The 12,169-nt window shown below is 37.0% G+C and carries 11 protein-coding genes and 1 other annotated feature; of the genes, 10 read left to right on the top strand and 1 reads right to left on the bottom strand.

Features of this window, described 5'->3' with window-relative positions; all coding sequences use genetic code 11:
- Positions 1–186 precede the first annotated feature (186 nt).
- Positions 187–395 (top strand) — a binding site (T-box leader).
- 55 nt (positions 396–450) lie between these two features.
- The 8 genes from alaS to greA all read left to right on the top strand — a co-directional run bounded on the left by alaS (position 451) and on the right by greA (position 7,592).
- Positions 451–3,096 carry an alanine--tRNA ligase gene (alaS, locus tag F1560_RS14955; protein WP_149475456.1) on the top strand — a complete coding sequence of 882 codons (2,646 nt, stop codon included), beginning with the start codon at positions 451–453 and terminating at the stop codon, positions 3,094–3,096.
- A 162-nt stretch (positions 3,097–3,258) separates the two neighbouring features.
- Positions 3,259–3,525, top strand: coding sequence for an IreB family regulatory phosphoprotein (locus F1560_RS14950; RefSeq protein ID WP_095307133.1), 267 nt, complete (start codon positions 3,259–3,261; stop codon positions 3,523–3,525).
- Between the two features lie 11 nt (positions 3,526–3,536).
- Entirely contained in the window at positions 3,537–3,950 is a 414-nt protein-coding gene (gene ruvX / locus F1560_RS14945; RefSeq protein ID WP_149475455.1) for a Holliday junction resolvase RuvX, read from the top strand.
- Positions 3,951–3,962: 12 nt separating this feature from the next.
- On the top strand, positions 3,963–4,244 hold the full coding sequence (locus F1560_RS14940) for a DUF1292 domain-containing protein (protein WP_149475454.1): 282 nt from the start codon (positions 3,963–3,965) through the stop codon (positions 4,242–4,244).
- Positions 4,245–4,413: 169 nt separating this feature from the next.
- Positions 4,414–5,532 carry an endolytic transglycosylase MltG gene (gene mltG / locus F1560_RS14935; protein WP_149475453.1) on the top strand — a complete coding sequence of 373 codons (1,119 nt, stop codon included), beginning with the start codon at positions 4,414–4,416 and terminating at the stop codon, positions 5,530–5,532.
- Between the two features lie 72 nt (positions 5,533–5,604).
- Positions 5,605–6,273, top strand: a complete 669-nt coding sequence (locus F1560_RS14930) for an O-methyltransferase (RefSeq protein WP_149475452.1) — start codon at positions 5,605–5,607, stop codon at positions 6,271–6,273.
- Positions 6,263–6,889: a uridine kinase gene (udk, locus tag F1560_RS14925; RefSeq protein WP_149475451.1), complete on the top strand. Its 627-nt coding sequence runs from the start codon at positions 6,263–6,265 to the stop codon at positions 6,887–6,889. Before F1560_RS14930 ends, udk begins: the two co-directional genes overlap by 11 nt.
- Before the next feature lie 226 nt (positions 6,890–7,115).
- Positions 7,116–7,592 (top strand): transcription elongation factor GreA, encoded by a 477-nt coding sequence (gene greA / locus F1560_RS14920; RefSeq protein WP_149475450.1) that lies wholly within the window; start codon positions 7,116–7,118, stop codon positions 7,590–7,592.
- A gap of 179 nt (positions 7,593–7,771) precedes the next feature.
- On the opposite strand, the gene F1560_RS14915 is transcribed toward greA, so the two are convergent.
- Positions 7,772–9,193, bottom strand: coding sequence for a zinc ribbon domain-containing protein (locus F1560_RS14915; RefSeq protein WP_149475449.1), 1,422 nt, complete (start codon positions 9,191–9,193; stop codon positions 7,772–7,774).
- A 608-nt stretch (positions 9,194–9,801) separates the two neighbouring features.
- On the opposite strand from F1560_RS14915, the gene F1560_RS14910 reads away from it, so the two are divergent.
- Positions 9,802–10,929, top strand: coding sequence for an AAA family ATPase (locus F1560_RS14910; protein ID WP_149475448.1), 1,128 nt, complete (start codon positions 9,802–9,804; stop codon positions 10,927–10,929).
- The gene (locus tag F1560_RS14905; protein WP_245347686.1) at positions 10,922–12,166 is read left to right on the top strand and encodes a TadA family conjugal transfer-associated ATPase; all 1,245 of its coding nucleotides are present in this window, start codon (positions 10,922–10,924) and stop codon (positions 12,164–12,166) included. The genes F1560_RS14910 and F1560_RS14905 overlap by 8 nt, the downstream gene beginning before the upstream one ends.
- Positions 12,167–12,169 lie beyond the last annotated feature (3 nt).

Below are 12,169 nucleotides of genomic sequence, written 5' to 3'. Positions count from 1 at the left end.
TAAAGTTTCATATAATTACGCTATCAAAGGATGTTCAAAAAGTCCGGTAAAAACGACACATCGAGAGCAGTAGACCTTCGACTAACTACCGACACGTGCTAGTGTCGGCGTTGCAACAGGACGTTGCGACTTTAGCCGAACTCGGTCCTTTTTATCCTCCTTTTGAACACGTAATTTCATCATAAAAGAAACACGAAGAAGGCTCGAAGTACATGAATACCTAGTTTAAAGAGAGGGATTTCCTTGGGTGAAAGAAATCCTAAACATAGTCTCATGGAAAGCTAAGCTGGAGTACGGCTAATCCCCGTCGGTCTCATACCGTTAACATGTTGAAGTGATGAATGATTTTGTCATTCATAATTAGGGTGGTACCGCGAACAAATCTCGTCCCTGCAATCATTGCAGAGAGGGGGTTTTTTTAATTTTATAGAACGTTTGGAGGAATGAATGATGAAACAATTAAGCTCAGCAGAAATTAGAAACCTATTTATTGACTTTTTTAAAGAGAAAGGACACCAGGTAGAGCCAAGCGCTTCTCTAGTCCCTATCGATGACCCGACATTACTATGGATTAATAGTGGGGTTGCAACATTAAAGAAATATTTCGATGGTCGAGTGATTCCGGAAAATCCGCGCATTGTGAATGCACAGAAGGCAATCCGAACGAATGATATTGAAAATGTCGGCTTCACAGCAAGACATCATACATTTTTTGAAATGCTTGGGAATTTCTCCATTGGTGATTATTTTAAGAAAGAAGCAATAGAATGGGCTTGGGAATTTTTGACAGATGAGAAGTGGATCGGTTTTGATCAGGAATTATTATCTGTAACCGTGCATCCAGAGGATGATGAAGCGTACGATATATGGTTGAATGAGATCCAAATACCAAAAGAGCGGATTATTCGCTTAGAGGAAAATTTCTGGGATATTGGAGAAGGACCAAGTGGCCCAAATACAGAAATCTTCTATGACCGTGGGGAGGCGTTTGGAAATGATCCAAATGATCCAGAGCTTTACCCCGGGGGGGAGAATAGCCGTTACTTGGAAGTGTGGAACCTTGTATTTTCCCAATTTAATCATAATCCAGACGATACGTACACACCGCTGCCAAAGAAAAATATAGATACAGGTATGGGACTTGAACGATTGACATCGATTATTCAGCAAGTACCAACGAACTTTGATACGGATTTATTTATGCCAATCATCCGTAAAACAGAAGCACTTGCCAATACTTCCTATGGGAAAAGTGATGCAGGTGATACCGCGTTTAAAGTTATCGCTGACCATATTCGTACGGTAAGCTTTGCAATTGGTGATGGCGCAGTTCCATCTAATGAAGGAAGAGGTTATGTATTAAGAAGGTTGCTTCGACGAGCTGTCCGTTTCGCTAAAGAAATTGGTATCGAGAAACCGTTTATGTATGAACTAGTTGATACTGTTGGCGAAATTATGAAGGATTTTTACCCAGAGGTATTGCGTCAGCATGAATTTATCCAAAATATTATAAAGGTAGAAGAGGAACGGTTCCATGAAACGTTGAATGATGGGTTGCATATCTTAGAAACCATCATGGATCGAGAAAAAGCTGCTGGAAATACGGAGTTTCCTGGGGAAGAAGTTTTCCGTCTTTATGATACGTATGGCTTCCCGAAAGAGCTAACTGAAGAATATTTAGAGCAGCAAGGATTCACAGTGGACCAAGCAGGTTACGAACAAGAAATGGAAAAGCAACGTGAACGTGCTAGAAGTGCAAGACAAAAGGTAGATTCCATGCAGGTACAAGATACGGTTTTAAGTGAAATCGAAATTGAAAGTGAATTTATTGGATATAATCAATTTGAAGTGGATACAACAATAGCATCCATTATTGGTGGGAAAGAAGTTGTTCGTACCGTACAAAAAGGGGATGAAGTTTTATTATTTTTAAATCAGACACCTTTTTATGCGGAGAGTGGTGGACAAGTTGCAGACCATGGTTGGATTTACACAGAAAATGCATCTGCATATGTTCTTGATGTACAGAAGTCACCAAAGGGTCAGCATATTCATCGTGTTGAAATAAAAGACGGTGAATTTCGTACAGGTGATCAAGTGAAGGCGATGGTTGATGAGCGCTTCCGTAAAGCTGTCGTAAAAAACCATACGGCAACACATTTGCTCCATCAAGCGTTAAAGGATGTTTTAGGAACACACGTTAACCAGGCGGGTTCATTAGTAACGCCAGAGCGATTACGTTTTGATTTTTCCCATTTTAATCCCGTAACGAAAGATGAAGTAAAACAGATTGAACAAATCGTTAATGAGAAAGTATGGGAATCGATTACCTTGTTTATTGAAAATAAAAAATTAGATGAAGCGAAAGAAATGGGAGCAATGGCTTTATTCGGTGAAAAATATGGCGACGTTGTAAGAGTAGTCCAAATTGGGGATTATAGTATAGAACTATGTGGTGGTTGTCACGTAACAAACACATCTGAAATTGGTTTGTTCAAAATTGTATCAGAAAGTGGAATTGGGGCTGGCACAAGAAGAATAGAAGCCGTTACAAGTAAACATGCCTATGAATACCTTACTGATAAATTGGAATTACTCGGTACATCTGCGAAACTTGCCAAAACAAAAGAAGAACAGCTTCCTGAACGAATCGAAGGATTGCACCAAGAAATCAAAGGACTACAAAAAGATAATGAATCCTTGAGTGCGAAATTATCCAATTTAGAGGCTTCATCTATTTTGGACCAGGTAGAATCCATTCAGGATATAAGCCTTCTAGCTCAAAAGGTAAATGTAAAGGATATGAATCAATTACGTAAGATGCTTGACGAATTGAAGCAAAAGTTAGATTCAGGTGTCATCTTACTTGCGGCAGAAAATGGCGGTAAAGTTCAATTAGCTGCGGGTGTGTCAAAGGATCTGATTGAGCAAGGCTTACATGCTGGGAACCTAATCAAACAAGCAGCTACCATTTGTGGTGGCGGTGGCGGAGGTCGACCAGATATGGCTCAGGCTGGCGGAAAGAATCCAGCCAAAATTACCGAAGCACTAGAGGCAGCAAAAAATTATATTATTGATAATGTAAAAAAGGGATAATAACTGATGAGCCTATACGTTCTTGGATGGATGACCTAACGTAAAAAAGCGACAGTTTGTATCCTGCTTAGGAAAAAGATATAATAATTTGTATAAACATGTTAGAATATGAATTAGAAGAGGTAGAAGCATAACAAGGCAAACTTGGAACGAGGTGTCACGATGAGTTCAATAGACAAGACGATGAAATTTAATTTCTCAGAGGAACCATTCGACCAGGATATTAAAGATATTCTTCTGACGGTACATGAGTCTCTACAGGAAAAGGGATATAATCCGATCAATCAGATAGTAGGTTATTTATTATCAGGAGATCCAGCATATATTCCGAGATACAATGATGCGAGAAATCTAATTCGTAAAGTTGAACGAGATGAGGTAATCGAAGAATTGGTTAAATTTTATTTAGAACAGCATAAAGATAAGTAAAGGATAAGTAAATGAAAATTGTAGGATTAGATGTAGGATCAAAAACGATTGGTGTAGCGGTCAGTGACGCATTTGGTTGGACAGCGCAAGGTTTAACAACGATTAAATGGGATGAAGCCGATATTCATTCAGCGGATGCTCAGCTTAAATCAATTATAGAAACACATGAAATTGGAAAAGCTGTCGTTGGTTTACCGAAAAACATGAATGGGACGATTGGCGAACGTGGTGAAGCATCTCAAAGATATGCGCGCCATTTGGAAGAAGTACATGGTATTCCAGCTGATCTGTGGGATGAACGGCTTTCAACAGTCGCAGCAGAACGTGTGCTTCTCGAAGCTGATATGAGTAGAAAGAAAAGAAAAAAGATTATTGATAAAATGGCCGCAGTAATGATTTTACAAGGTTATCTCGATCAAAAATAAAGGAGTGTTTGTATGGGATTAGAAGAAAAGGAAAGAATTATTATACCAGATGAAAATGGTGAAGAGCACCTATTTGAGGTACTGTTTACATTTGATGTTGATGAAACAAGCCAAACATATATTGCAGTTGTCCCTGCTGAGCAAGCAGATGATGAGGAAGTAGAAGTTTATGCTTTCCGTTATGAGGAAACAGACGACTCTGACCTATCACTCTTCCCGATTGAATCGGATGAGGAATGGGATATCGTTGAAGAAATGCTAAATACATTAGCGGATGAAGAGGACGAATCGTAAGTAATAAATCAATAAAAAAAGGGCTGATGTCGGAATTTGACATCAGCTTTTGCTTGGTAAATACCTATCTGTCGCTACACGAGCGCTTGTGCTTTTGTTGATTTCCGCTATATTATGGATAAAATAATCATTTTTTAGTATAATATAGCGGATGAAAGGGGGATATTGGATGTCCAAAAAGAAAGATTCAGGTAGTTTTAAGGACAACCTTATTACCAGAAGCCAAGAGGCAAGTACTGTAAGGAAGATTGTATTAATTATACTTGTTGCTTTATTCCTGATATTAGTCATCGGTGCAATTTCAGGTTATTTATATGTAAAATCGGCTCTGGAGCCTGTAGATGCAGAAAGCGAAGAAGAAATTACGGTAGAAATACCAATCGGTTCTTCAAGCTCAGGTATTGCTACGATATTAGAAGAAAACGGAATTATTAAAGACGGGAAAATTTTTCGGTTCTATGTAAAGTTTAAAAATGAGTCTGATTTTCAAGCAGGCGAATATACTTTTACACCAGCGATGACGTTTGATGAAATTATTGAGTCACTTAAAAACGGAAGGGTAATCCTAGATGCAGTACACACCGTAACCATTCCTGAAGGACTAACAGTTGATCAGATTGCTGAAATTTATAGTGAGCGGTTGGATTTCTCGAAAGAAGAGTTTCTTGAAACTGTAAATGATCGATCCTATATTAAAGAATTGATGAATCGATACCCGAATCTTTTATCAGAAGAAATACTCGATCCGGATATTCGAACACCATTAGAAGGCTATTTATTTGCTTCGACCTATGATTATTACGTTGAATCCCCAAGCATTGAATCTATTGTTGAAGGAATGCTTGAACAAACACAAAGCGTAGTATCTAAGTATATGCCAGCTATTGAGGAATTAGATTTTAATGTACATGAGGCACTCACATTTGCTTCTATCGTTGAAAGAGAAACAGCAAGTGAAGAACAAAGGGAGCAAATTTCAGGTGTATTTTATAACCGCTTGGAAGCGGAAATGCCACTTCAGACAGATCCTACCGTTTTATACGCTTTAGGAGAGCATAATGAGGTAGTTACTTACGAGGATTTGGAAGTAGAATCACCATACAACACATATAAAGTCACTGCTTTGCCAATTGGACCAATTTCCAATTTCGCAGAAAACTCCTTAAATGCAGTAGTTGACCCAGCAGAAACGGAATATTTATACTTCTTGCATGATAAAAAAGGAAATATATATTATGCTGAAACGTATGAGGAGCATTTGCAAAACAGAGATGAATATATGAATTAATCACCCGGAAATGTGAAATGGTATTTCACATTTCCCGTTTTTATAAGCATATTGAATAAAGAGGTTATAACTATGAACGAAGAGCTAACAAGCTATTTAACAGCTATATTACCGGAACAAGAAGATTGGATAACCCGACTAGAATCGGAAGCAAAGACAGACCGTGTGCCGATTATGGATAGAGCAGGGATGAATTTTGTAGCACAGCTTGTTCGGCTGACTTGTCCCAAGCAAATTTTAGAAGTCGGTACTGCGATTGGATATTCTGCATTACGCATGCAAGCAGCGAGTTCAAACTCTTACATTATAACAATTGAAAAAGACGAACAACGTTATCTTCAAGCAGTAAAGAATATTAAATCGTTAAACAAGCAACAGCAAATCAACGTGATACAGGGTGATGCGTTAGACAAGCTTCCAGAGTTAGCAAGTCAAGGAAAGCGATTTGACATGATATTTATTGATGCTGCGAAGGGTCAATATGAGCGCTTTTTTGAGCTTGCTAACCCAATGTTAAATCCAAACGGTGTTATCATTTCGGATAACGTATTATTCAGAGGGTACGTTGCTAACCCTGTCGATGTTCCAAAGCGTTATCAGAAAATGGTAGAAAAAATAAGGAATTATAATGAGATGCTAATGAACCACCCTGACTTCAAAACAACGATTTTACCAATCGGTGATGGGGTAGCAGTAAGTTATAAAATGAAAGAAGAAGAGGTGCTTTTTCGTGAGGGATAAGCCAGTAGTTATCGGCGTAGCAGGAGGAAGTGGCAGCGGAAAAACATCTGTTACACGTTCCATCTGTCAACGCTTTACAGATAAGACTATTCTTGTTATTGAACAAGATTATTATTATAAAGATCAAAGTCATCTTCCATTAGAAGAAAGATTAAACACAAATTATGATCATCCGTTAGCATTTGATAATGATTTGTTAATTGAGCATTTACGTGATTTAATGAATCATAAGCCTATCGAAAAGCCTGTTTATGATTATAAAATTCATACACGATCAGATGAGGTAATCGATGTAGAACCGAAAGAAGTCATTATTGTTGAAGGAATTTTAATACTAGAAGATCCTCGGCTTGTTGATTTAATGGATATTAAAGTATTTGTTGATACAGATGCCGACCTTCGTATTATCCGTCGATTATTAAGGGATATTAAGGAAAGAGGTCGTTCATTAGATTCCGTTATCGACCAGTACATTAACAGTGTACGACCGGCTCACTTGCAATTTATTGAGCCGTCAAAGCGATACGCAGATATTATAATTCCTGAAGGTGGACAAAACCATGTCGCCATTGATATAATGGCTTCTAAAATCGAAACAATCTTAGCTAAGAAATAAAGAGTAAGTTTAAATTGGAGGATTAAAAAGATCAAGAAGTTCCGCTCTCGTCAAAGGAGAAATTTGATGTATCATTTTCACCGGACTTTTTGAACTTCCTCTAAAACAAAAAGATTGAAAAACGGTTACAAATCTGCCATAGTAATGTTTAGTATATTTTTTTAATCGTGTGCATAAGCTTTAACGCTTATTTTTATTTGTATAGTGAAAAGAAGGAGTGTTTGGAATGGTTGTAGAGAAAAGTTATTACATGACCCAAGAGGGGAAAGAAAAATTAGAGAAGGAATTACATTATTTGAAAACAGATAGACGTCAAGAGGTTGTGGAACGTATTAAAGTTGCTCGAGACTTTGGCGACCTATCAGAGAACTCCGAATATGATGCAGCAAAAGATGACCAAGCTTTTGTTGAGCAACGCATTACGCAAGTGGAGAAAATGATTCGAAATGCAGTCATCATTGAAAATGATAATGATAATCCAGACATTGTTTCATTAGGTAAAACGGTAACATTTGTAGAATTACCTGATGGTGATGAAGAAACCTATACGATTGTTGGAAGTGCTGAAGCAGATCCGTTTGAAGGCAAGATTTCCAATGATTCTCCAATGGCAAAGAGCTTATTAGGTCATGAAATTGGAACAGAGGTAGCAGTAGCAACTCCTGGTGGCGATATTCAAGTTAAAATTACGAAGGTGGAGTAGTAAGTAATAAATTGGTTTTAAAACGGATAGTGGATACCGTGTCTAGGGACAATGGTACCCACTATTTTTATTGAATAAGTTTGTTCGGTATAAAATGTTTATTTCTCCAAGGGAGATCAAGGAAAATACTAAAAGGGTGTCATATCTAAGTTAAACACTTACATATGACACCCTTCATCTTACTCGTCTATTTCAAATTCCTCAGCTTGAGAATCAATAATAATGAAGTATTCATTTACATTGGAATCAAGTTTCCATTCTCCTGCATCTTCATCATAAATGACAGTTAGTTTTCTCGATCTTGTGTAATGGTCCTCATCATTATCGCGTAATAGCCAACCTAGGTTGCTGTTTGGTTCATGGAAAACATGGTGAACATAAAATTCAATTGAGTAGGCATCATGATCTTCATCAAATTGTGGATCGCTCACTTTTGACATATCGAATGTAGTGTGAACAAGTTTTCCAGTATAATCTGATTTTTTCTTTTCTACGTCGTCAATTTGATCTTCTAAGCTTTCTTTGAAATTATCTGTAATGCCATCAGTTAATAGGGAAGCATCTCTTTCAGAAAGTGCTACTTGATACTGTGCAATTGTTTCATTCAGTTGTTCCATTAACGCATGAAGGGCTTCTTCATTTAACGCATGAAGCTTGTTAAAGCTCACATGGTCACTATCAATTGTAACCTCTTCACTCTTTACCTCTCCCCATGGATAATCTTTTCTAATATCTAAGGAAACGGAACCGTCATTTGGAAAGGTTCCAATGGATTGTTCGCCTTCTGCAATCGTAATGTCAGATTCTTCATCGTTAATATATAACGTAAAATCATCCTCAAGAGCGTGTGCGGTAACCGGTGCAAGCGGAAGATCAAAATTGTGTAGCGCTGCTTGCTGGCGATTATTAAAGAGTTCAAGCTCACCACTTTGCTCTGCCGTTACATATGTATTATCAAATAAAGCGTGAACAGCGTATATTCCAGGCATAAATGGACCGAAACTCTCTTCAAATGTTTCCTCCGTTGTAGTAGCAACTTCCTCTTCATTTATGGATAATGTAATGTTTTCATTCTCTGCTCCTAGTGTAATCATAGCAGGGATAACTTCAAACTTGTATTCATCAAATAATAACCATGCCTTACCATCCTGGATAAGGTTTAAGGTCGCATAGACATCATCCATGTATGCAGTACCATTATTTCCGTCGGTTTGATTGATAAATTCTGCTTGACTATGAAATCTGGAAGTAAGCTCATCTAGTGAATCTGGATTAGAATGAAGATAATTGATAAATGCGCTTGTATTTTCCTCGGTTATTTCAAATGACTCAACAGCTGGAACGAGTAAGGACTTCAGTTTTGCTGTATCTTCATTAGCAACAGCCTCTTCGAAAGCAGATATGCTTTGTTCTGTACCAAAAGACTTGTTTCCAACTACATACAAACTGATGGCTGCAATTAAAAATACCCCGATAATTGCTCCTATGAATAGAAACATTTTCTTATTTCTTGGTGCTTTTTGTTCTGAAACGTTAGCCCCACATTCGGGACAGAATTTCTTTTTCCCGGAAAGTTCGTGGCTACAATTCGGACACTTCATAAACATATTTCCTCCCTTAATCTATGTCAATATTTTCATATTATCATAAGATGAACGAATTCGGATGCTACTTATATACTGTTTATTTCGATAGATATTTGGGTATTTAAAATTAACAGAATAAAATTTTAATTGTTAGTGATTACGAATTTGCTAATAAATCACTGTCAAAAAGCGATTTTTGCACGAGAATTAATATTAAAAAACATGTCGTTTATGTTACATTTTCGTTACATTCCCGAAAAAATTCAGCTAATTATCACTAACTAGTCAATTTGATCTACACATATACGATTATATAATTCCTTATTATTCCAATGCAGAATATGAAATATTTTTCGAAAACAAGATAAAACCTTCATTATTTTTATGTTTTTTTCAATTAACGGCTAATAAACGTACGATAATTGATTTAAAAGGAAAAACATATGTATTTAATGGATATATCTTAAATTTAATATATCCCCTTATCTTAAATTCAAGATAAAGCCCGAACTAAACCAGGACTAAATAACTGTTTTTGGTAAAACCCCTTAAAATTATGTGACAGTTTTAGTAATATTATGTGAGAAAAAGAGAAGGCATTAATTAATGTGGTGGTGAATGAATTGAAAAAAATACGAATTGTCGTGGCAGACCATAATAGTAGCTATATGGAATCATTATCAGCCTTTTTGCGCATATCAGAGGAAGCGTCACGATTTATCGTTACATATTTTTCTGAACAGGAGAAACTGGAATCCTATCTTAGCCGGGGAGACTTAATCGATATTCTGTTAATTAGTCCAGAGCTATATGAACCAAAGCTTAATATAGCTCTTGAAACATGCACAATTTTACTTGAAGATGATCAGTTATCGACAAGCAAGGATTCAATGGAATCGGTGTTTCGTTATCAACGGTTAAATCAACTGATTTCCAGTATCCTTGCAATCTACTATGAGCGAAACCAATCAGCTGGTAAGTTACTGGCCAGAAGCAAGAAAACAAAAGTTCTATCGGTTTATTCTCCAATCGGAGGAAGTGGTAAGACGACAATTGCTACAAATCTAAGTAAACAGTTGGCGCTTAATCATGCAAAAGTATTTTATTTAAATCTTGAGCTGTTAAATACAACAAGACTATATTTTACATCTGCTGAAGATAATCCGTCACTGCAAATATTTTATTATGTAAAAGCAGAATCACCTCAGCTTTTGTCTAAAATTGAAGCATTGAAAAAATACGATGCTTATTCCATGGTTGATTATTTTGATATTGCGATTAGTGCGGATGAGCTACTTGAATTCAATGAAGCAGACGTAAAGCGATTAATTAATGGAATTGTTGAAACGGGAGCTTATGATTATATTGTCGTCGATCTTGATAGTTCCTTACACGAAAGAAACATAGCGGCTATCAAAGAATGCGACCAGATCATCTGGCCAATTGCAAACGATGTCCAAAGTTTATTAAAAACAAAATCATTTTTTGATGAGGAAATGAAGTTAATTGGTAAGGAGAACGTCGTTAAGGATAAGCTGACAGTACTTTTAAATAAGTATACGGGTTCGATGATAGGTACGATGGAAGAATCTGGCGTTACCGTTGAAGGCTATCTCCCGTTTATAGAAAACTGGGTAACGATGCAATCCAGCTCCGAAATATTGGGGAATGAACAATTTAATCAGGAACTTCAATCCATTATTCACGATAAGATTTTAGTCGAACTGGAGGGGGTTTCAACCATTGGATAAAGAACAAGTTGTGAAAAAACTCATTCAGCAGCTTCGTGAAACTCTTGATTTAATGCACTCGATTACGAATGAAGAGTTAAAAGAATATGTGGAAGTTGCAGTCTTTGACTATGCGAAAGAACATTCTTTAAAGTCTGTCGAAATCAAATATTTGGTTGAGCGAATTTATAATTCATTTCGTGGATATGACGTGTTACAACCATTAATCGATGATAAAACAATTACCGAGATTATGATCAATAATCATAAGGAAATTTTTATCGAACGATTTGGTTCAACTACACAAGTAGATATTCAGTTTGAAAGTGAGCAAAAACTGGAGGATATTATTCAATCCATTGTATCAAAAGTCGATCGGGTCGTTAATGAATCCTCACCAATAGTCGATGCTAGACTACAAGACGGTTCCAGGGTAAATGTTGTTCTACCACCAATTGCATTGAAAGGTCCAGTAATGACAATACGGAAATTTCCAGACAAACCACTGCTCATTGAAGATTTAATCAAATATGATTCGATTTCAGAGGAAGCAGCTGAATTTCTAAGGAAGCTTGTTGTTTCGAAATACAATATTTTTATCGGTGGAGGTACTGGATCGGGAAAAACAACATTCCTAAACGTGTTATCAAACTTTATTCCACAAGACGAACGGATCATTACAATTGAGGATTCAGCTGAATTGCAAATTAAAAATGTTCCGAATCTTGTAAGTTTGGAAACTCGTAATGCAAATACGGAAGGAAAGGGAGAAATTACAATTCGTGATTTGATCAAATCTTCCTTACGTATGCGGCCTGATCGAATTATTGTCGGTGAGGTACGTGGTGCAGAAGCGCTTGATATGCTGCAGGCGATGAACACTGGACATGATGGTTCACTTTCCACTGGTCACGCTAACTCTGTAAAAGATATGCTGAGCAGGCTTGAGACAATGGTACTGAATGGTGCGACGCTACCGGTTGAAGTAATTCGTAAGCAAATTTCCTCAGCAATTGATATTATGATTCACTTAATGCGGTTGCGAGATAATTCAAGGAAAATTGTCGCTATAAGCGAAGTGCTTGGTGTTGAAAATGGGGAAGTCCTCTTAAATCCACTTTATGAGTTTGTAGAAGAAGGAGAAAAAGAGAATGGTGAAGTAATTGGCAAACTAGTTTCTACAGGTAACAATCTGGTTAACCAGTCGAAAGCGAATCTTGCAGGTATCGAAGTAGATCTTGAAAAGGTAAGCGGGTGATGC

This window comes from Oceanobacillus polygoni (assembly GCF_008304605.1).
In the GTDB taxonomy this organism is placed as follows: Bacteria; Bacillota; Bacilli; order Bacillales; family Amphibacillaceae; genus Oceanobacillus; species Oceanobacillus polygoni.
Note: the sequence above shows the minus strand (reverse complement) of the source record. Positions and strands in the feature narration are given on the sequence as shown.